Raw genomic sequence first — 21,043 nt, forward strand, 5'->3', positions numbered from 1 at the left:
CCGCGATCCTGTCAGCAGCAACCGGTGTTGGCCGCCGGAGCGGTGGCAGCCTGCGGCACGCAGCACGCACCCGTGGCCGCACCGGCATTGGCGAGCTGTTCGAGATCGGGGCTGCCGCCATAGGTGGTGCTGCCGCCGCTGGTGAGGAAGGCCTCCCACACCACGCCATCGGGATCGGCGATCCAGCTCTTCTCCGACTTGGCATAGCAGCAGGTGGTTGCGCCCTCTTCCAGCACCGGGCGGTCGGCCGCCTTCAATCGGGCATAGACCTCGGCCAGTTCGCCAGCGTCCTCGACCTGCAGGCCGACATGCTCGATGCCCTTCGTGGCGCCCTCGCGCATCGAGATCGCGAAGTTGATGCGCGGATCTTCGAGCATCCACTTGGCGTAGTCGGCCTTCGTCACGCTCGGCGCGGCGCCGAACAGGTGGGTGTAGAAGGCGATCGAGGCATCGAGGTCGGTCACGCCGACGTGCAGGTGGAAGCGTTTCATCGGGCGGTCTCCATTTCAGCTTGGGGGGTGCAGGCGGCCGTGTCCTCGCAAGGCACGCCCCCGCAGCAGTTTTCCGTCAGGTAGGCCATCAGCCCGGCCATCGCAGCATAGTCGGCCGCGTAGATGATCGACCGGCTCTCGCGCCGCTGGGTGACGAGCCCGGCATGGGCGAGCTGTGCGAGATGGAAGCTCATCGAGGAGGGCGGCACGCCGATCCGCTCGGCCAGCGCGCCTGCGGCGATGCCCTCGGCCCCGGCCTGCACCAGCAGGCGGAAGGCGGCAAGGCGGTGCTCCTGCGCCAATGCGCCGAGGGCACGGATGATCAGATCGGGCTGCACGTGACACTCCAATGATTCGATGAATATCGAAATATGCGAGCCAGCGCGGCCCGTCAAGGGTGCGGCTGGGAAAGCTTCAGCCGAACACGGCCCCGGCTGACGTGCTCAGCCAAAAACAGCCCCGGCTGACGTGCTCAGCCGAAAACCGCGACGCATTGCAGTCCGTCGAGCACCTGCCGGCCCTCAGTGTCCCACAGCCGCAGGCGCTCGGAGGAATAGCCCGCGTCGGCGTGCTGGCTGGCGTTCTCGGCGAGATACCAGCCATCCCGCGACCGGCTCTCGGGATCGAGCACGTTGAACGACCAGTTGATCGAGCTGATCGGGCCCTGGCGCTGCATCGCCCGCATCGCGCCGGGGGGCATGACGTCGCCCATCAGCACCAGCTTGGACACAGGGTCGAGATCATGCGCCTCGGTCAGCCGTGCCCAGCGCCGCACGGTCGCGCCGCGGTCGGTGCCCCTGGCCTGCCCGTGGCGCAGCTCGAAGTTCCTGGCGACGAAAGCCGGGGCGAACTGGTGGGTTACCTCGGCGTTGTCCTCGGGCGGGCCGGGCCAGTCCTCAGGGAAGGCCGAGGGGTGGACGGCATTGGCCTCGCGCCCCTCGCCGAACAGCCAGAAGGCGCTCAAGGCGACGCGGCCCTCGGCGATGATCTCGCTGCGCAGCTGGGTGACGTTGCGGCCCTGGCGGACGATCTCGGCCCGCAGTTCGATTGCCTCGCCCACCGGCGCGACGAACGCGACCTGTCCGGCGCGCAGGGGTGGCAGGCCCGGGAAGGCGCGCACCGCCATGGTATAGGCCACCAGCGCCGAGGCCCCGCCATAGAGCGTGCGTCCCTGCATCCAGTCGGTGGCATGAGCAAGATGGGCAGGCCCGGGCTGGCCGGTGACGGGTTCGAGAAGGCTCGCGATGGTCATGCAGGGCGCCATGCCGCGCGCGCGCAGCGCCGTCCAGACTGACGTTAGGGAAGGCGGCGCGCCAATCACACATTGCCAAGCCGCCGCCGAATCGCTAGGGCGCGCCTTCCGTCCGGGGCCTCGTCCCCGGAAGGCTCGGCCCGATGGCGGAGTGGTGACGCAGCGGACTGCAAATCCGTATACGCCGGTTCGATTCCGGCTCGGGCCTCCACGTCTTTTTGCGATTGCGAACCCGCGGCCTTGGCCCTAGGGCGCGCAGACCGGAATGCCGCTTTAGCTCAGTCGGTAGAGCACATCATTCGTAATGATGGGGTCACGTGTTCGAGTCACGTAAGCGGCACCATTCCCCTGTTTTCTGACATCGCCGGAACAGAGCGCTTTCCGAAGGGCTTGGCGCCGCTGTCGCGGGTCGTGCGCGCCACCTGCGGGCCGCTCTGGTCGAACCCGCCCGCTTACAGCGGTGCCCCCGCGCGCTGGGCCACTCGCTCGAGCAGCGCGTCGTCTTCTGCGCGGCCCGGCAGGCCGGCATAGTCGAAGAAGGCGCGGATCTGGGCGAATTCGCCGTCATTGACCGGGTTGGCACCATAGGGCGCAATGGCTCCGCTGGTGAGTGCCTCCTCATGCAGCAGCAGGCTCATGCGGAAGAAGTTCGCGGCGGTGCGCTTGTAGGCGGCAAGCTGCGCGTTCTTGATGTCCTGACTGACCGCCGTGTTGCCCGCGCTGTTCCAGCGGCTGGGCATCTGCCGGTTGTACTTGGCGAAATAGCCGAAGAACAAGCGGTAGGGCGGGGGCGTGCCGGCCGAGGCCTCGGGCCGATACGACCGATTGACGAGCCGAAAGGCCTCGATGAACACGCGGTGGTTGAAGTAATCCAGATCATGCAGGTTCGCGTGCATGTACTCGCCCAGCAGCGTCGCATTGGACTGGTGGGTGCGTTGCAGGCCCGGATCGAAGCGCAGGCCCATCACGAACCAGGCGATCCGGATGTCGGTTTCGGACTGGCCAGCCGTCAGCCCCGGATCGACGCTGTCGACCACGAATTGCGGATAGCCCATGTTGGCGAGCCGGTCGCGCAGGGCATCGCGCGAGGAGATGTTGCCGACCTGCCCGGCGGTGGAGGGGTCCGCATCGAAGCCGACCCGCGCGTAATCGCCCAGCTCCCAGATCGGATTGGGGAGGAAGCGCGGCAGGCGCTCGCCCGAACCGCCGGTGGCGCTCTCCTTGTCGAACTGGGTGCGGAACGGTTCGGCGGTGGCGAGGTAGGAGAAGGGCACCGCCCCGCGCAGGAACTGGTCGCGCCGCCCGAGCGCCTCGGTGCGCAGGATGTGCTGCCCGATCATGGCATTGCGCAGCTTGAGATCGGCCACGCGCGCGATCTTCGCGTCGTGCGCGGGCAGGTTGCCGGGACGCAGCGCGAAGGGCTGGGTCATGGTCGGCATGGCAAAGTAGATCTTCCAGAAATTGAGATCGCTCGGGTCGGCGAGGTAGGCGTCCTGCAAGGCGAGCCATTCGGCGCGCCGCTCGGGCCGCGGGGTGAGCGCGACGTCGGCGACCCAGTCGTTGAGATTGCCCTCGGCGGCCCCGTGGAACTTGTCGGTTGACCAGATCGGGAAGGGGATTCCGATCTTCATCCGGTCGAAATCGATCGCCAGCAGCTCGTCCCGCGCGCGCCTGGCGTCGGCAAGGGTGCGGACCGGCTGAGCGGAGGTGAGCGTGGGCGCAAAGCGGGCCAGCTCGCCCGCGAAGGCGAGGTCGCGCTCGATCGTGCTCGCGCCGGGCAGCACCGCGCCGCCGGGCTGGAGCGGGCGGAAGGTGCGCGGGTTCTCGGGCTTGAGGCTGTAGGCCTGCCGCACCAGCTTGATCCCGGCGATCAGCTGCTCGACCTCGGCGGGCGAGGCGCCGTCGATCTGACCGCGGCGGCTGATGTCGCTATCGGGCGACCCCGTGCGTGCCAGGTCGAAGAAATCGGGGCCATGGCATGACATGCACTCGCCCTTGACCCGCGGCGCGCGCCACACCGCGAGCGCGCTCTGGTAGGCCGGGTTGCTGGCAAGCGTGGCCGGGGTCACGGGGGCCGGAGTGGTGGAGGCCTGCGCCGAACCCGGCACCGGGGTGACACCGGCTGCGGGAGGTGCGGTCTCCCCGCCGCCGCCGCAGGCGGTCAGCGCGAGTGTTGCGAAGGCGGCGGTGAGGATCACCTGCGGGGGCGAAATCGGCATGCGGACAGGTCCTGGCTTTGCGGCCGGCCGACGTTCCCGGCATCGGCCGCAGGGGCAGCTGCGATGGAGGTTGCGCGCAGGACAGGGCCGTATCACGCGCCGACCCTGCCCTGCGCGCGGGGGGCTCAGATGATCTCCTCCTGGTCGACCGCGAAGGGCTTGCCGGGGAAGGGTCGGCGCGAACCGAACAGCACGTCCACCGCCCCGCTCGGCGCGCGGAAGGGATAGAGCTCGCCATTGGGCCGCGCCGGCCGCGGATTGACGGCGTAGGTCAGGATCGCCTTGCCGTTGTAGTCCATGATCGAGATGAAGGGCGTGTTCACCGCCAGTCCCGGCCCGCGCCCGCCGAAGCCGCCCTGGTTGAACGAGACCGATCCCGTGACCGGATCGACCAGCCGGCTGTCGGTGAAGCTGTATTGCACGTCGCCCGTGGGCCAGGCGAAGGTGATGCGGCGGTCCCCCCGGCTGACCAGCCACAGATCGTCCGATGCGGTCGAGGTGGCGTTGACCTGCGCGAAGTTCGGGTTGCGACCGGCGGCGAAGCTGAACAGCGGGGTCGCCGACACGGTCTTGCCCACCGGCGAAGTCGGGAAGGTCAGCCCCTGCACGTTGAACCCGCGCACCGTCCCGTCCATCGAGGCCACGAAGGCGCGGCTGCGGGCGAGATAGCGCTCGGGCTCGACCCCGGACCAGTTCTCGCGCGGGGAGCGCCGGACATATTCGAAATATTCGAGGCTGCGGGTGTTGATGTAGCCATTGGCCATGATCCCGGCGCTGACGCCGGTCGGCTGCGGCATGCTCAGCGTGGTCGTCACCACCGGACGCTGGCCGGGCTCGGCGGCGAAGCTGAACGGGAACTTCGCCCCGTCGGTCAGCGAGGTGTCGAGCGTGCGGTTGAAGTTCGCCTGCGTGGTCAGGTAGAGATCGCGGTAGTGCTGGTAGAGCGGCGTCATGTCGACGAAGCTCACCCGCCCTTCCGCACGCGATGCGACCACGGCATAGCCGCCCGAGGCCAGCTGGTGCCACATGACATCGCCCGCCGGATAGACCTGATTCACGCCCCGCCACAGATCGCGTACCGACTGCCGCGACAGATCGCCGCGCGCCGGATCGTCATTGTTTCCGAAGCCGCGCGTGTTCTGGAGATAGAGGTTGTTCGACACATCGAGGCTCGTCGGCGCGGCGAAGGGCAGGTCGACGAAGCCCAGCAGCTTCATCCCCCGGTTCGTCCATGCCCCGGGCGTGCCCCAATACCAGCGGGTGTTCTGCGTCTGGCTCGGGCTGCCGACCGCCATCTGCCGCGGTCGCAGCGCGATGAAGGCGAGCTTTCCGGTCACCGTGTTGGTGTCCCAGATGCTCACCACGAGGAACTCGTTGTAGGGGGTCACCGCCATCGCCGTGGGAACCATGCCCGCAGGCAGGCGGATGCCGGCCGGATCGAAGAATTCGGGTGCCGAATTGCCCACGACCGTCGGCAGGATCGTCCCGTCGCGGAAGGCGGCAAAGCCGACCTGGCTCGAATTGGCGCGGCCGCGTGCGATCGCGGTGGGCACCAGCGGGAGGTCAGGGCGACGGCTGGCGACCGCCTCGCGCACCTGCGGGTTGGCGCGCGCGGCAATGTTGTTGCGCACCCAGAAATCGCCGTCCCACTGGCCGAACATCCGCATGCACAGCCCGCCCGAGGGCTCGAACACGAGCCCGTCGGCGCCCTTGAAGTTGCCGACGCCGAAGCGGAAGTCGGGATCATTGGGATTGTCGGGCAGGTAGGCGAAGGCCCCGCCCACCAGCCACGCCGGCCCCTCCATGCCGCGCTCCCGCGCCTCCTGGTCGCTGCGCGGCAGGTTGGCGGGCGCGGCGCACTTGGCGCGTTCCGTCGGGTTGTTCTCGGCGAAGGTGCCGAAGGGCCACAGGCCGAAGCCGCTGGTCTGATCCGGCCCCCACAGCTGCGGCGCGGTGTTCGTCGCATTGCCGAAATCCGCCGCGGTCGGGTCGAGGCGGTAGTCCATGATCTCGGCGGTGTTGTAGTTGTTCGCGACGCGCACGTATTCGTCACGGTTGATCGTGCCGTTGGCGTTGATGATCAGCTCGCGCCATTGCCCGATCTGGCGATCGCCGAGGGCGACGGGCGAGGGCGTGGGCGTCGGCGTCGGGGTGGGTGTCACGCCGGTTGCGGGCGGAGCGCCCCCTTCATCCCCTCCGCCGCAAGCGGCGAGCAGCAGGCAAGCAGCCAGAGCGCCGACGATACCGCGAGCGCGCGGCGGGCGAATTGTGCGTTTGGTCATCCATGGTCCCCTAAAGCCCGACGTGAGCCGCGCAAAAATCCCGATTTCAGGGATAACATCGGGTAAATGCAGCAATTAAAGCGCAATATTTTGAAAGGGCTGGTTGCAGCGAATTAACCATCGCATGACCCCGAGGCGGTCGCCGCGGCATGCCGCGGGGGCGTGTCGCGGTGCAGGCGGTAACGGTGTTTCCGGCACCCCGAAGCGCTCTTGTCATTGCCGGTCGATCCGGTTCGCACGGCGCGCGATGCGCGAATCAGCCCCGGCCCCCGTTCGGCGGCGACCGGCCGGCCAGCCGCCTGCACGTGCGGGCGCGACGGCGCTGCAAGTGCGAAATGTGGCCGCAATGGGGCAAAAACGGTTGCCCCGCGCGCAAAGATCGTTCAATGCCGATCCACGGGCCTCCCACGTCGGAATCACGGGGGCGCATGCCCTTCGCGCAGGGGCATGCCCGGGGCAGGCAGCCGGGGGTGCGCGACAGACCATGTGTTTCGGCCCAGCGTTCCGGTTGGACGTTCCGCCCGCGTCGTCCAGGCTTCAGGAGGACTGAGAACTTGCAGCTTCCGCACCATCTTCCCGGCTCGATCGAGCTGTCCATCGTCATCCCGGTCTACAACGAGGAAGCCGGGCTCGATGCGCTGATCGCGCGCGTCACCGCGGCCGCGCATGCCCAGTTCGGCGAGCGCTATGAGTTCATCCTCGTCAATGACGGGTCGAAGGACGGCAGCTGGAACGCGATCTGTCAGCACGCCGACCATGATCCGCGCATCGTCGCGATCAACCTCTCGCGCAACCACGGGCACCAGCTGGCGCTGACCGCAGGGCTCAATCACGTGCGCGGCGACATCATCTTCGTGCTCGATGCCGACCTGCAGGACCCGCCCGAGCTGCTCGGGCCGATGCTCGAACAGCTGCGGCAGGGCTATGACGTGGTCTATGGCCAGCGCACCAAGCGCCACGGCGAGACCGCCTTCAAGCGCGGCACCGCATCGCTGTTCTACCGCACGCTCGCCAGCATGGTCGACACCCACATCCCGCGCGACACCGGCGATTTCCGCCTGATGACGCGCCGGGTGGTCGACCAATTGAACGCCATGCCGGAACGCTACCGCTTCATCCGCGGGCTGGTGAGCTACATCGGCTTCAACCAGATCGCCTTTCCCTATGAACGCGACGCGCGCTTTGCGGGCGAGACCCACTACCCCTTGCGCAAGATGCTCGCGCTGGCGGTGGATGCGGTCACGAGCTTCTCGGTCGTTCCGCTGCGCTTCGCCTCGCATCTCGGCATGCTGTTCGGGCTTGCGGGCCTGGTCTCGCTGGTCGGCATCCTGTGGGTGTGGCTGGCGGGCGGCACGGTGCAGGGCTGGGCAAGCCTAGCCGCGCTGACGCTCATCATGGGCTCGGTGCAGCTGCTGGTGCTCGGCGTGTTCGGCGAATATCTCGGCCGCATGTACATGGAGGGCAAGAGCCGTCCGCTGTTCATCATCTCCGAAGTGCGCCGCCACCCGATCGCCGCCAACGAGGAACCGGCCGACTTGGCTGAGGGCGGCACGATCGAAACCAAGCGCAGCGAGGGCATCCGTGTCGCAGGCTGAATTCGACGCCTATGTTGACGAATATGACGCCCAGCACGCCCAATCGGTCAAGCTGAGCGGGGAAGACCCGGAGTTCTTCGCCGAATACAAGGCGAAGGAGGCCGCGCGCGCGATGGCGGCGGCGGGCCTCGCGCCGCAGCGGATCATGGATTTCGGCGCGGGGCGGGGCAATTGCATCGCCCACCTGCAGCGCGCATTCCCCGAGGCGGCAGTGACCGCGCTCGACGTGTCCTCGCGCTCGCTGACGCATTGCGCCGCACGTGCGATCCGCCCGCTCGAGACGGTGTGCTACGATGGCCAGACCCTGCCCTTCGCGGATGCGAGCTTCGACCTCGTCTTCACCGCCTGCGTGTTCCACCACATCCCGGCCGAAGACCACATCCGCCTGCTCGCCGAGATCCGCCGCACGCTGACCCCCAAGGGGCGGTTCGTGCTGTTCGAGCACAACCCCTGGAACCCGCTCACCCGCCATGCAGTGGCGACCTGCCCCTTTGACGTGAACGCCGTGCTGATCAGCGCGCCCGAAATGCGCCGCCGCTTCCGCGCGGCGGGATTCGAGGACATCGACCTCAAGTGGACGCTGTTCTTCCCCGCCTTCGCCGCGCCCCTGCGCCCGCTCGAGGCGGGGCTCGGCTGGCTGCCGCTGGGCGCGCAATACCGCCTGCTCGCGCGCTGAGGGGCCCCGACACCATGCTTGCCCGCCTGCTGCGTTTCGGGCTGACCGGCCTTGCCAATTCGGCGGTGGGCTGGGCGGTGATCTTCGGCGGGCTGTGGGCCGGGATGAGCGGGCTTGCCGCCAATGCGGCGGGCTACGCTGTCGGCCTGGTGCTGTCCTTCACCTTGAACCGCCGCTTCGTCTTCGGGGTGACGGGCAAGGTCCGCGCGGGCGAGGTGCTGCGCTTCCTTGCCGCCTTCGCGATCGCCTACGGCGTCAACGTGGCGGTGCTGCTCGCCGCGCAGGGCGTGCTCGGCGAGGGCAGTCCGCTGGCGCAGTTGCCCGCGATCGGCGCCTATATCGTGATCTTCTTTCTCCTTTCCCAGTTCGTCGTCTTCAGGCCTGCATCATCCGAATGAGCCCCGCCACTCCCGAGCCCATCGTGCCGCTGGGCGGCACGCGGCAGCCGCTGTTCGGCCTGCTCGACCGCTGGTGGGCGATCGCGCTCGCCTGCCTGATCGCGCTCGCCCCGCTGCTGGTGGTGGGGATCGCCCCGCTGACCGACCTTTACGGCCATCTCGGTCGCCACGCGGTGCAGACCGAACTCGCCCAGCGTCCGGGCCTCCAGCCCTTCTTCAGCTACGAATGGAAGCTGATCGGCAATCTGGGCGGGGACATTCTGGTCGAGCTGTTCCACCCGCTGTTCGGGGTCGAGGGCGCGGTCAGGGCGACGGTGATGGTCACGCAGGCGCTCGGCGCGCTCGGCATCGTGCTGGTGAGCCGCGCCGTGCACGGCCGTGTCACGCCCTTCGCGCTCGCCGCGATCCCGCTGCTCTACGGCTTTCCCTTCAACTACGGCTTCATCAACTACACGCTGAGCATGGCGCTGGCGCTGCTGGCCTACGCGGCGTGGCTGGGCCTGCGCCGCACGGGCCGTGAGGGGCTGGCGGCGCTGTGGCTGGGGGTGGCCGGAGCGGCCATCTGGGTCGCGCACACCTATGGTTGGGCGTTCCTCGGCCTGCTTGCCGGATCGACCATGCTGGCCGAGGTGTGGACCGCGCGGAAGCATCCGCTGCGCGCGGCCGGGCGCATCCTTGCCGCATGCTGGCCGCTGCTGATTCCGATCGTGCCGATGGTGATCTGGCGCGCGGAAAGCTCGGGCGCGGCGATTTCGGGCTGGGCCTGGCAGTTCAAGCTCGTCTGGCTGCTTTCCGCCTTGCGCACCTATTGGCGCGATTTCGACATGGCCTCGCTCGCCGTGCTGGCGGTGCTGCTCGGCTGGGCGCTGGCGTCGCAGGCGGTGCGGTTCGACCGCGCGACGGGGATCGCGGCGCTGCTGTGCCTCGTGTTCTTCCTGGCCCTGCCGTTCCGGGTGTTCGGATCGGCCTTCGCCGACATGCGGCTGCTGCCCTATGCGCTGGCGCTGGCGCTGGTGGCGATCGGGGCGGGGAAGCCGGGGGCGAAGGCATGGCTGGTGGCGGGTACGCTCGCACTCGCCTTCTTCGGGGTGCGGATGGCGACCACGACCATCGCCTTCGCGCGGCAGGACGCGCTGGTGCAGGCCGCGCTTCCGGCGCTGGAGCGCATGCCCAAGGGCGCGCGGGTCGCGTTCTTCTCGGTCAAGCCGTGCCGCACGCGCTGGGCGCTCGCCCCGCTCGATCACCTCGCAGGCGCGGCGATGGCGCGGCGCGATGCCTTCGTCAACGACCAGTGGCAGCAGCCGGGGGTGAACCCGCTGAAGGTGCGCTACCCGGCGGCCGAGCCCTTCGTGCGCGATCCCTCGCACCTGGTGGTGCGCGAGGATTGCATGGAAACCCGCTCGCGCGTCAGGCTCTCGACCGCGCTCGCCCGCCTGCCGCGCGGCGCCTTCACCCACATCTGGATCGTCGGCGAGATCCCGAAGACGGTCACCCCGCCGCCGGGCTTCGTGGAAGTGCCCGACGCGGGCAGCGGGCGGCTCTACGCCGCCGCGCGATAGCCGCTGCCGCGCACCAGCTTGCCCGGGCGCGCGCCGGTGCTTGCGTCGCCGCGGCGGATCACTTCGCCCGCGACGATGGTAGCCTCGTAGCCGCTCGCGCGCTGATGCAGGCGGCGGCCGCCGGCGGGCAGATCGCGCACCACTTCGGGCAGGTGCAGGGTGAGGCGGTCGAGGTCGATCACGTTCACGTCTGCGCGCCCGCCCGGGCGAAGCGTCCCCCGATCGGTGAACCCCACCGCGCGCGCCGCCTTGGCGCCAAGCATGTGCACTGCCTCGGCAAGGCCGAGCTGTAGCGGCCCCTGCTGCTGCACGAACTGCGTCAGCAGGTAGGTCGAATAGCTCGCATCGCAGATCGCCCCGTAATGCGCCCCGCCATCGCCGAGGCCGGGGACGCAGTAGGGGTGGCGCAGCATCTCGTGCGCGCTGGCGAGGCTGGCGTTCTCGTAATTGCCGAGCGCGGCGAGGAACAGCCCGCGCCCCTCGGTGGCGAGCAGCCGGTCATAGGCGACCTCCTGCGGGCTGCAGCCCCGCGCCGCCGCCTGCCCGGCCATGCTCATATGCGCGGGCGGGGCATAGTCGGGCGGGTTGTCGAGCGGGAACAGCCAGCGCCAGTTGCGGGCGAGTTCGTTGAAGGGGTGGCCCGGCGTGAAGTCCTCGGACAGCAGCGCCGCACGCAAGCCCGGATCGCGCATCGCCGCGACTTGCTCCGGGATCGGCAGGCGCGCAATCTTCGCCCATGACGGGCACAGCACGAAGGGATGCACTGTCAGCTCGAGACCCGCGATCAGCCCGATCGGGCGCGGCATGACCTGCGCGTGGGCGACGCCGCCGGAAGCGTTGGTCGCCTCGAGCATCTCGAGCACCCGCCGCCAGCGCGGCGGCGCGTCATTGCCCGAGGCGAGGGTGAAGGTCGCCGGTCGGCCCGATGCGGCGATGACCCGCTCGATCACCCGGTATTCCCTGTCCCACCCGACGAAGGCGTCGAGCACCACCTGGAACGTCCCCGCGCCCGCATCCTTCATGCCGCTGGTGATGGCTTCAAGCTCGGCAATGTCGGTGTCAAAGGTGGGTATTGCCTCGCCATTGGCGGTCTTGTGGATCGACAGGCGCGAGGTGGCAAAGCCCAGCGCGCCCGCCCGCATGGCGTCGGCGGTCAGTCGCCGCATCATCGCGAGTTCGTCGGCGGTTGCCGGCTCGCGCTTTGCGCCCCGCTCGCCCATGGCGTAGACCCGCAAGGGCGAGTGCGGGAGATAGGCGGCAACGTCGATGTCGCGCTTTCCGGCGGCGACCTTGTCGAGATATTCGGGGAAGGTCTCCCAGTCCCAGCCGAGCCCCTCGGTCATCACCACGCCGGGGATGTCCTCGACCCCCTCCATCACGTTGATGAGCATGTCGTGATCGGCTTTGCGGCAGGGCGCGAAGCCGACGCCGCAATTGCCCATCACCGCGGTGGTGACGCCGTGCGAAGACGAGGGCGAGAGCTCCTCGGCCCAGATGCACTGGCCATCGTAATGCGTGTGGACGTCGATGAAGCCGGGGGTGACGATCTTGCCGCGCGCGTCGATTTCCTCGGCCCCGCGCCCGCTCACGCTGCCCAGCATCGCGATGCGTCCCCCGGCGATCGCGACGTCGCCCTCGATCAGATCGCCGCCCGTCCCGTCGGCGATGGTGCCGCTGCGGATCACCAAGTCGTATTCGGCTGCCATCGGCTGCGCTCCTCTCTCCGCCGCGAATGATGCGCGCGGATGCTGGGGCGGGCAAGGGGGAGCGGCAACTCGCACTTTTGCGCCCGGGCGCGCCGCGCTAGGGTAGGGCATGACCGAGGCCCCTGCACCCCCGCGCCGCATCGCCCTGGCCGGGGCGAGCGGGACAATCGGCTCGGCGGTGCTGCGGCGGCTCGAGGCGGAGGGGCACACGGTGACCACCGTCCCGCGCGCCGCGCTCGCCGATCCCGATGCCCTCGCTGCGGTCATGGCCGGGGCCCAGCCGGAGGTGATCATATCCTGCATCGCCTCGCGATCGGGGGCGCCCAGGGATGCGCTCGCGGTCGATTACGATATGAATATCAAACTTTTGGACGGGGCCGTGGCGGCAGGAGTGGAGCACTTCATCCTGCTCTCCGCGATCTGCGTGCAGAAACCGCTGCTGGCCTTCCAGCACGCCAAGCTGAAGTTCGAGGCCGAGCTGCAAGCGAGCGGGATGAGCTACACGATCGTCCGCCCGACAGCCTTTTTCAAGTCGCTCTCGGGGCAGGTCAGCCGTGTGAAAGCGGGCAAGCCCTTTCTCATATTCGGCGACGGCAACCTCACCCGCTGCAAGCCGATCAGCGACGATGATCTGGCGCGCTTCATCGCGTCGTGCATCGGCAACCCCGACGCCTTGGGCAAGGTGCTCCCCATCGGCGGCCCGGGCCCGGCTTTATCCTTGCGCGATGCAGGGGAGTTGCTGTTCGCGGCGGCGGGGAAGGCGCCGCGCTTCCGCTCGGTCAGCCCGGCGATGTTCACCTTCGCCGAGCGGGTGCTGAGCCTCGGCGCGCCCTTCTCGGGCTGGTTCGCCGAGAAGGCCGAATATGCCCGCATCGCGCGCTACTATGCGACCGAGTCGATGCTGGTGCTCGATCCTGCAACGGGAGTATATTCCGCCGACCTCACCCCCGAATACGGGAGCGAGACCCTCTCCGACTACTACCGGCGGCTGCTCGCGGAGAACTAGCGCGCGGCGATGTGCCAGCTGGCGGGGGCGAGCGTCTCGCCAAGGTGCGGGACGAACACCGGCTCGGCGGCATAGTTGAAGGTGAAGATATGGCCGAGCGTGCCCCGGCATCGGATACCCTCGGGCAGATCGAGCAGTTCCACCTTGGCCTCGTCCGCCATCCGTTCGACGAGAAGGCGCAGCAGCGCCCGGTCGGGCCAGATCGCGCAATAACGGATGTGGCCGTGGCGGTAGACCACCCCGCGCCCCGCGTTGTCCGATAGCTCAGGGGCGAGGTCCGACGCCACATCCTCGCGCCAGCGGGTGACGGTGAAGCCCTCGGCTTCCTCCAAAACCCCATCGCGCAAGGATTCGACGCGGGTGACGGTGAGGGGGATCGCCGCCTTCAGCCCGCCCGGCGCAAGGTCTTCCGGGATGCGGAAGCTTTCGGTCTTGCTCCCCGAGCGGGGGCCGAGCAGCACGGGGCAGTCGAGCGCGGCCAGCTTCTGCGCGAAGCCTTGCGGCACTATCGGCAGAGTCGGGACGACCACCATGCGGTAGGCCGCAAGCTCCGCGTCGGGCGCGACGATATCGACATCGAGCCCGCGCTGCCGGAGCGCCGAATAGGTCTCGAACACCAGCTCCAGATAGCGGAAGCTCTTCCCCTGCGGCTGGATGCCGATGGTCCACGCCGCTTCGTAGGAGAACACCAGCGCCGCCGGAGCCTTGGCGCAGGGCTGCGGCCCGATTTCCGCCAGCACCTTCGCTGCCTGCCGTACCTCGTCCGCCGCCTCGGCCTCGCTGCTGTCGGGGCGCAGCAGGCCTGCGTGCATCTGCTCCTGCGCGAACGGGGCCTGCCGCCAGCGGAAGTAGGAGGTGAGCTCGGCTCCGTGCGCGCAGGCTTCCAGCGTCCAAAGCGCCACCATCCCCGGCAGCGGCGCAGGGTTGAAGCGCGCCCAGTTCACCGGGCCGGGCTGCTGCTCCATCACTCCCCAGCGGCCCTTCGAGCATCCGCGATAGAGATCGTGGTGGAAGGCGGCGATATCGGGGTGCCCTTGCCTGAGGTAGGCGGCCTTTTCCTCGGAGGAGAACCAGAACTGTTCGAGAAAGCCGAGCGGATAGGAATCCCACGTCGCCACGTCGATGTCGCGGCCCACGGCGTGATGATCGAACTCGGTGAAGAAGCCCATGAAGTTGTGGGTGATGTCCTTGCCCGGAGACAAGGCGCGGATGATCTCCACCTGCTCGCGGTTGAAGCTCGCCACCTGATCCGAGGCGAAGCGGCGGTAGTCGAGCCAGTGCGCGGGGTTCGCCTCGGTGACGGTGAGGTTGGGCGGGTCGATCTCGGCGAAGCTCCGGTATTCCATGCTCCAGAACACGTTGCCCCAGGCCGCGTTGAGCGCCTCCACGGTGCCGTATCGCGCCGCACACCAACCGCGGAAAGCGGATGCGGCGGCAGGCGAGAAGCTGAGGACGGTGTCGTGGCAGCCATATTCGTTGTCGGTCTGCCACATGTGGAGCGCGGGGTGCTGGCCGTATCGCTCGGCCAGCGCGGTGACGATCCGGCGGCACTCGGCGCGATAGTCTTCGTGGCTGAAGCAGTAATGGCGGCGCGAGCCGAAGCCACGCGGGCGGCCTTGTTCGTCGATGGCGACCATGTCCGGCATCCGGTCGACCAGCCACTTGGGCGGGGTGGCCGTGGGCGTGCCGAGGATGACCTTGAGCCCCTCCGCGTGAAGGGTGTCGATGGCCCGGTCGAGCCAGTCCCAGTCGTAGCGGCCGGGCTCCGGCTCAAGACGGCTCCACGCGAATTCGCCGATCCTGACCAGCGAGAGGCCCATTTCGCGCATCCGCCGCGCATCCTCGGCCCACATGCCCTCGGGCCAGTGTTCGGGGTAGTAGCAGCAGCCGAGTTTCATTGCGGCAATCTCTCCAGCGCGACGAGCCACGCGGTTTCGGGGTGGGTGAGGGGGAGGGCAAGGCCCTGCGTCATCAGCGCGGTGCCGGAGAGGACGAGCCCCTCGCGCCAGGCATCGGGGTTGGCGAGGTAGTGGCGGGCCTTGGGCGCCCACGGTTCGGGCAGGGTCACGCGGTAGCGCGCCTCGGGCTCGAGCCCCGCGAGCCGCAAGGGCGCGGCGTCGAACACCGGCGAGAAGGCGGTCTGCGCGACCAGCGCCAGCGCCTTGTCCGCGTGCGTCACCATCATCCCGGTGACGTTAGGATCGGGGTGGGCAAGGCGGTGGAGTGCGCCCGCGTGCAGCACCCCGCGCCATTGCTTGTAGAGCGCGATATGCGCGGCGAGGCACTCGCGCTCCTTGTCGGTCATGCGCGCAGGGTCCGCCTCAACCCCCATGTGGCCGAAGACCGCCACCTTGGCGCGGAAGTCCATCGCGAGCCTGCGCCCCGTGATCGGATTGGGCGATGGGCCGACATGGCTGCCGAGCACCTCCAGCGGCAGGAACTGGCTCCACGCCGGGATGATCCGCAGGCGCTCGATCGCGTCATTGTTGTCTGAGGGCCAGACTCGGTGGACGCGCGAGAGCACCCCGAAATCGATCCGCCCCCCGCCGCTCGAACAGCTTTCGATCTCCACCTGCGGATGCGCGGCGCGCAGGCGGTGGAGGAGGGCGTAGAAGCCGAAAGTCTGGATGAACCGCTGGCCGCCTGCGGGGAAAAGGTCGCGATTGTGATCCCACTTGAGGTAGGCGATGGGGTGATCGCGCAGCAGCGCGTCGAGCCGTTCGAACAGGTATTCCTGCACCTCGGCCCGCGTCAGGTCGAGCGCGAGCTGGCCGCGCATGGTCGGGCGTTCGCGGCCCTCGACATGGAGGCACCAGTCGGGATGGGCGCGGTAGAGGTCGCTGTCGGGCGAGACCATCTCGGGCTCGACCCACAGGCCGAAATCCATGCCGAGCTCGTGGACCCGCGCGATCAGCGGGGCGAGGCCGTTCGGGAACACGTCCGGCGAGACGAACCAGTCGCCGAGGCTGGTCCGGTCATCCCGTCGCCCGCCGAACCACCCGTCGTCGAGCACGAAGCGTTCGATGCCGAGCGCGGCGGCGCTTTCGGCGAGTGCGATCAGCCCGGCCTCGGACAGGTCGAAGCCCAGCGCCTCCCACGAATTGAGGTGGACCTTGCGCTCCGGCCAGTCGGCTCGGGCGGGAAGCACGGCCTTGCGCAGGAAGCCGTGGAAGGCCTGCGCCAGCGCCGAGCGGTCGGGGGCGAGCGCCAGAACCGCTTGAGGCGACGCGAAGTTCTCGCCTGGCCCGAGCACCACCTCGCCCGCCTCCAGCACCGCGCCCATCAGCAGCATCGCCCGCCCGTCGCCCGCGCCTTGCGCGTCGGGTTCGAGTGCCAGCCAATGATCGCCGCTCCAGCCGAGATGCGCAGCCAGCACTTCCCCATCCTCCTTGGCTGCCCCCGCGTGCAGCAGCAGCCAGTTGGCGCCGCTGAAGCCGGGCTTGCCGGTGGCGCTCGCGTGCGACACGCCGTCGGGCGCGATTGTCCGGCGGTGTTCCTGCATCTCGTCCGCCCAGCGGCCCGAATAGCGGGTCACTTCGGTGAACCGCGCAGGCACGGGCAGGGCGAGCGCGGCGAGGCGCTCGACCTCGACCGGCGCCTTGCCGGTATTAGCCAGCGTCAGCCCGACCGTGACGGCATCGCCCTCACCGATCACCCAGCGCACGCCGACGTCGATCCCCGTGGACCGGTCGTGAAACATGAAGTGCACCGCCTGCGAGCCCGTGGCCCAGCGAGTGAGGCGGCAATCGGTCTCGATCCGCACGCCGCCGCGCCGCAATTCCAGCGCGGGCGTGCCGCTCCAGCCGTGCTTGCGCTCGGGCAGCACGCCCGGGACCGGCGGCGTATCGGGCTGGCTCTCGTGCCGCCCGCGCGCCGTGGCGGCGGCGACCATCGCCAAGTCCTCGCCCTCGGGCAAGCGGGCGCCGCAATAGACGCAGTCCGCTGTCCCGCCGCCCACGTCCAGCGCGAAAACCAGCGTCAGCCGCTCGCCGTCGAGCCTTACGAATTCCACTGGCTGTCCTCTCCCGTCACCGACACGCCGGTGATGATCCGGCCTGCGGGCTTGCCGCCTGCCCGCCATTGCGCTGTAACCGCCGCGAGAGAGAGGGGAAAGCGCGCAAATGCCACAAACCGCCGGAGGGGGAGACCCCACACAGATCGCCGTGTGCCTCGGCCTGACGCTCGCGATTGCGCTGGCGACGTGGCTGACCCTGCGGCGCGAGGGGCATGACGGTTCGAAGAAGGACGTCTACCTCGCGGGCGGCAAGCTCAACTGGCTGTTCGTGGCAGGCGCGATCACGCTCACGAACCTCTCGACCGACCAGCTCGTCGGCATGAACGGCAACCAGATGCTGCTGCTCGCCTGGTGGGAGATCAGCGGCTTCGTGGGCCTGCTGATCCTCGCCTATGTGTTTGTGCCGATCTATTACCGCGCGAAAGTCACGACCGTGACCGAACTGCTCGAACAGCGTTATGGCGGCGGGGGCATCCGCACGCTGGTGTCGGCGCTGTTCCTGTTCGGGATGGTGCTGATCTACCTGCCCGCCGGGCTCTATTCGGGGGCGCTGTTCCTCAAGACCGCGGGGATCGACTTCCCGCTGCTGGTGCTGGCGGCGCTGCTCGGGGTGATCGCGGCGGCCTATACCATGACGGGCGGTCTGCGTGCGGTGGCGGTGATGGAGACCTATTCGGGCATCGGCGTGCTCGCCATCGCGGTGCTGGTGGTGGTGCTGGCATTGAATGCGGTCGATTGGGACATTGCCCGCGGGGTGCCGCCCGAGCGCCTCACCATGGTGGGCGCGGCGGATTCGCCGATCCCGTTCCACACCCTGTTCACCGGCATGATCTTCATCCAGATCTACTACTGGTCGACCAACCAGCCGATCACCCAGAAGGCCATGGCCGCGCCGTCGGTGAAGGAGGCGCAGAAGGGCGTGCTCGCCGCGGCGGTGGTGCGCATCCTGATCATTCCGGCGATCGTGGTGATCCCGGGCGTGGTCGCCTTCCAGCTGTTCGGCGATATCGACGATGCAGCTTACGGCCGACTGGTGGGCGAGGTGCTGCCACCGTGGCTGTCGGGCGTGTTTGCCGCCGCCATCGCTGCCGCGGTGATCGCGCACACCGCTGCCGTGATGAACGCAGCCGTGGGGCTCTACGCCGTCGACTTCCACGAGAAGTTCGTCGGCAAGGTCGCCAACCACTGGCGGCTGTCGGGGATCGTCACGGTGGTGCTGACGCTCGCCTCAATCGCGCTCGTGCCGGTGTTCCAGAACGCGCAGTCGATCATCAACCTGCTCCAGCAATTGAACGGCCTCAGCTCGATGCCGATCCTTTCGGCCTTCATCGTCGGGCTGCTGTTTACAGGCGTCGAGAGCCGCGCGGCGATTGTCGGCGTGCTGTGGGGCTTTGCGCTCTACGCGGTGTTCAGCTTCATCGCCGAGCCTGCCGGGGCTATCGGGCTCCACTATATCGACTTCATGGTGGTGACGCTGGCGACGAGCGTGATCGCGGCGCTCGCCTTCAACCGCTTTGTTCTGGGCGGGCGGGCGCGCTTCGCCCCGCGCGAGGTCTTCGCGCAACTGGCACGGCGCCCCGAGGAGGAGGTGTTCGGATGAGCATCGATTTCGCCCGTCCGCACCGGCGCCACAATCCGCTCTCCGGCGGCTGGGTGCAGGTCTCCCCGCAGCGCATGGGCCGCCCATGGCAGGGCGAGGTGAGCGAGCCCGATCCACCGTCGCCCCACTATGATCCGGCTTGCTACCTGTGCCCCGGCAACGCGCGGGTGGGCGGCGAGGCGAACCCGGCTTATGAAGGCGTCTACGTCTTCGACAATGATTTCCCGGCGCTCGAGGACGCGCCCGGCGGCGAGGCGCAGCACGATCCGCTGCTGCGCGCCGAGGCCTCCACCGGCGTGTGCCGGGTGATTTGCTTCTCGCCCGATCACGGCAAGTCGCTCCCGCTGCTGACCCCCGAGCAGCTGCGCGCGGTGATCGACTCCTGGGCCGAGCAGACCGAGGAACTCGGCGCGCGCTTCGGGAATGTGCAGGTGTTCGAGAACAAGGGTGCGATGATGGGCTGCTCCAACCCTCACCCGCATGGGCAGGTGTGGGCAAGTGCGCACTGGCCGCAGGAAATCGCGACCGAGGACGAGCGCCAGCGCGAATATCTCGCCGCGCACGGCAGGCCCATGCTGCTCGACCTGGCGGAGCGCGAGGCGGCCAGCGAGCGCGTGATCGAGATCGACGACGACTGGCTCGCCATCATCCCCTTCTGGGCGGCATGGCCGTTCGAGACCCTGCTGCTGCCGCGCTTTGCCGTCCAGCGTCTGCCGCAGCTGACCGGCAGCCAGCGCGAGAGCCTCGCGGCGATCCTCAAGGCGCTCACCACCCGCTACGACAACCTGTTTCGCACGAGCTTTCCCTATTCGATGGGCTGGCACGGGGCACCCTTCACCGAGGGGGCGCAGGATCACTGGCAGCTCCACGCCCATTTCTACCCGCCGCTGCTGCGCTCGGCGAGCGTGCGCAAGTTCATGGTCGGCTACGAGATGCTCGCCGAGCCGCAGCGCGACCTCACCCCCGAGCGGGCGGCGGAGATGTTGCGTTCCGTCAGCGGCCTGGTGCATTACCGCAACTGATTGAGGGGACACGCGCAAGACATGGATCGCCGCGAAAGACTGATCGCCCGCGCCCGGCAGGGCTTCCGGCTGGCCTACGGGGTCGAGCCGACGCGCTTCTTTGCCGCGCCCGGCCGGGTGAACCTGATCGGCGAGCATGTCGATTACAACGACGGCTTCGTGCTCCCTTGCGCGATCGACCGCGAGACGATCGTCGCCGCCGGGCCGCCCGCGCCGCAGATCAGGGAAAAGCTGTTCGAGGCAGTCGCGCTCGACATGGGCGAGATGGCGAGCGCGCGCGACCGCTTCGATCTGGTCGCGCCGATCCGCCCCGGCGAGAACAACTGGCAGAACCACGTGCGCGGGGTGGTGCAGGCGCTCGGGCGCTACGGGCACCGGGTGCGCCCGATGCGGATCGCCATCGCTGGCGACGTGCCGATCGGAGCAGGCCTGTCCTCCTCGGCGGCCTTCGGCGTCGCGGTGGCGCTGGCGTGCTCGGACTATTCGGGGCTCGATCTCGCGCCCGAGATGCTCGCCAAGGTGGCCCAGCTCGCCGAGAACGACTTCGTCGGCTGCGCCTGCGGGATCATGGATCAGATGGCCTCGGCCGCGAGTGTCGCCGATCATGCGCTGCTGCTCGATTGCCGCAGCCTCGATTTCATGCCCGTGCCGATCCACCAGAGCCTTGCGATCACCGTGATCGACACCGGCATCCGTCGCAGCCTCACCGAAAGCGCCTTCAACCAGCGCCGCGCCGAGTGCGAGGCAGTGGCGCGGCATTTCGGGGTGAAGGCATTGCGCGATCTCGATTTCGGCACGCTGCTGCGGGGCGAGCCCGATCTCGACCACACCCTGTTCCGCCGCGCCCGCCACGTGGTGGGCGAGCTTGACCGTGTCGAACCGGTCGGCGTCGCGCTCGCCAAGGGCGACACCGCCGTGCTGGCCCAGGTGATGCGCGAGGCGCACCTTTCGCTGGCGGAGGATTTCGACGTCTCGCTCCCGCCGATCGACCGGCTGGCGCAGATGGTGGCCGAGGCGCTTGGCGATGCCGGCGGGGTGCGGCTCACCGGCGCGGGCTTCGGCGGGTGCCTGGTCGCGGTGGCCCGCGATGACGCGGGCGCGGCGATCGACGAAGCCATTGGGCGCTACAACGACGAGGCCGACCTGCCTGCGCGGGCCGAGGTGTTCCGGCCGATCAGCGGAGCGGCGGAGATCATGGTGGGCTAGGCCAGGCTCTGGTTCA

16 protein-coding genes and 2 tRNA genes are annotated in these 21,043 nt (G+C 68.9%); 10 read left to right on the top strand and 8 right to left on the bottom strand.

All coding sequences use genetic code 11. The features are described from left to right. Positions 1–11 precede the first annotated feature (11 nt). From AX692_RS05530 to AX692_RS05540, 3 genes are all read right to left on the bottom strand, one after another. Entirely contained in the window at positions 12–491 is a 480-nt protein-coding gene (locus AX692_RS05530) for an ArsI/CadI family heavy metal resistance metalloenzyme (protein WP_073973388.1), read from the bottom strand. Beyond that, positions 488–829: an ArsR/SmtB family transcription factor gene (locus AX692_RS05535; protein WP_081095156.1), complete on the bottom strand. Its 342-nt coding sequence runs from the start codon at positions 827–829 to the stop codon at positions 488–490. The genes AX692_RS05530 and AX692_RS05535 overlap by 4 nt, the downstream gene beginning before the upstream one ends. A 134-nt stretch (positions 830–963) precedes the next feature. After that, positions 964–1,743, bottom strand: a complete 780-nt coding sequence (locus tag AX692_RS05540; protein WP_073973390.1) for an acyl-CoA thioesterase — start codon at positions 1,741–1,743, stop codon at positions 964–966. A 137-nt stretch (positions 1,744–1,880) separates the two neighbouring features. Between AX692_RS05540 and AX692_RS05545 the strand changes: the two genes are divergently transcribed. Together AX692_RS05545 and AX692_RS05550 are read left to right on the top strand one after the other, a co-directional pair. Next, positions 1,881–1,954: transfer RNA gene (locus AX692_RS05545), tRNA-Cys, on the top strand. 56 nt (positions 1,955–2,010) lie between these two features. Next, positions 2,011–2,086: transfer RNA gene (locus tag AX692_RS05550), tRNA-Thr, on the top strand. A gap of 109 nt (positions 2,087–2,195) precedes the next feature. Here AX692_RS05550 and AX692_RS05555 read toward each other — a convergent pair. Beyond that, complete coding sequence (locus tag AX692_RS05555; protein ID WP_073973391.1) at positions 2,196–3,962, bottom strand: hypothetical protein; 1,767 nt, start codon at positions 3,960–3,962, stop codon at positions 2,196–2,198. 125 nt (positions 3,963–4,087) lie between these two features. Further along, positions 4,088–6,244: a hypothetical protein gene (locus tag AX692_RS20015; RefSeq protein ID WP_073973392.1), complete on the bottom strand. Its 2,157-nt coding sequence runs from the start codon at positions 6,242–6,244 to the stop codon at positions 4,088–4,090. A gap of 554 nt (positions 6,245–6,798) precedes the next feature. On the opposite strand from AX692_RS20015, the gene AX692_RS05565 reads away from it, so the two are divergent. Genes AX692_RS05565 through AX692_RS05580 form a run of 4 tightly spaced genes read left to right on the top strand, consistent with a single transcriptional unit; the run spans position 6,799 to position 10,472 of the window. Further along, positions 6,799–7,839 carry a glycosyltransferase family 2 protein gene (locus tag AX692_RS05565; protein ID WP_073973393.1) on the top strand — a complete coding sequence of 347 codons (1,041 nt, stop codon included), beginning with the start codon at positions 6,799–6,801 and terminating at the stop codon, positions 7,837–7,839. Then, positions 7,826–8,515 (top strand): class I SAM-dependent methyltransferase, encoded by a 690-nt coding sequence (locus AX692_RS05570; RefSeq protein ID WP_073973394.1) that lies wholly within the window; start codon positions 7,826–7,828, stop codon positions 8,513–8,515. Before AX692_RS05565 ends, AX692_RS05570 begins: the two co-directional genes overlap by 14 nt. Before the next feature lie 14 nt (positions 8,516–8,529). Beyond that, positions 8,530–8,913, top strand: a complete 384-nt coding sequence (locus AX692_RS05575; protein ID WP_073973395.1) for a GtrA family protein — start codon at positions 8,530–8,532, stop codon at positions 8,911–8,913. After that, positions 8,910–10,472 carry a hypothetical protein gene (locus tag AX692_RS05580; protein WP_073976981.1) on the top strand — a complete coding sequence of 521 codons (1,563 nt, stop codon included), beginning with the start codon at positions 8,910–8,912 and terminating at the stop codon, positions 10,470–10,472. Before AX692_RS05575 ends, AX692_RS05580 begins: the two co-directional genes overlap by 4 nt. On the opposite strand, the gene AX692_RS05585 is transcribed toward AX692_RS05580, so the two are convergent. After that, positions 10,454–12,178: an N-acyl-D-amino-acid deacylase family protein gene (locus AX692_RS05585; protein WP_073973397.1), complete on the bottom strand. Its 1,725-nt coding sequence runs from the start codon at positions 12,176–12,178 to the stop codon at positions 10,454–10,456. The genes AX692_RS05580 and AX692_RS05585 overlap by 19 nt on opposite strands. 109 nt (positions 12,179–12,287) lie before the next feature. On the opposite strand from AX692_RS05585, the gene AX692_RS05590 reads away from it, so the two are divergent. Beyond that, positions 12,288–13,184, top strand: coding sequence for an NAD(P)H-binding protein (locus AX692_RS05590; protein WP_073973398.1), 897 nt, complete (start codon positions 12,288–12,290; stop codon positions 13,182–13,184). Here AX692_RS05590 and AX692_RS05595 read toward each other — a convergent pair. Beyond that, entirely contained in the window at positions 13,181–15,082 is a 1,902-nt protein-coding gene (locus AX692_RS05595; RefSeq protein WP_073973399.1) for a beta-galactosidase, read from the bottom strand. The two genes, AX692_RS05590 and AX692_RS05595, sit on opposite strands and share 4 nt — an antisense overlap. Continuing rightward, the gene (locus AX692_RS05600; protein ID WP_073973400.1) at positions 15,079–17,196 is read right to left on the bottom strand and encodes an alpha-galactosidase; all 2,118 of its coding nucleotides are present in this window, start codon (positions 17,194–17,196) and stop codon (positions 15,079–15,081) included. Before AX692_RS05600 ends, AX692_RS05595 begins: the two co-directional genes overlap by 4 nt. Positions 17,197–17,305: 109 nt before the next feature. Between AX692_RS05600 and AX692_RS05605 the strand changes: the two genes are divergently transcribed. The 3 genes from AX692_RS05605 to galK are packed head-to-tail and all read left to right on the top strand — an operon-like array spanning position 17,306 to position 21,027. Next, on the top strand, positions 17,306–18,799 hold the full coding sequence (locus tag AX692_RS05605) for a sodium:solute symporter family transporter (protein ID WP_073973401.1): 1,494 nt from the start codon (positions 17,306–17,308) through the stop codon (positions 18,797–18,799). After that, on the top strand, positions 18,796–19,821 hold the full coding sequence (locus AX692_RS05610) for a UDP-glucose--hexose-1-phosphate uridylyltransferase (RefSeq protein ID WP_073973402.1): 1,026 nt from the start codon (positions 18,796–18,798) through the stop codon (positions 19,819–19,821). The genes AX692_RS05605 and AX692_RS05610 overlap by 4 nt, the downstream gene beginning before the upstream one ends. A gap of 21 nt (positions 19,822–19,842) precedes the next feature. Next, positions 19,843–21,027 (top strand): galactokinase, encoded by a 1,185-nt coding sequence (galK, locus tag AX692_RS05615; RefSeq protein ID WP_073973403.1) that lies wholly within the window; start codon positions 19,843–19,845, stop codon positions 21,025–21,027. Positions 21,028–21,043 lie beyond the last annotated feature (16 nt).

Source organism: Erythrobacter donghaensis (assembly GCF_001557325.1).
GTDB lineage: Bacteria > Pseudomonadota > Alphaproteobacteria > Sphingomonadales > Sphingomonadaceae > Erythrobacter > Erythrobacter donghaensis_B.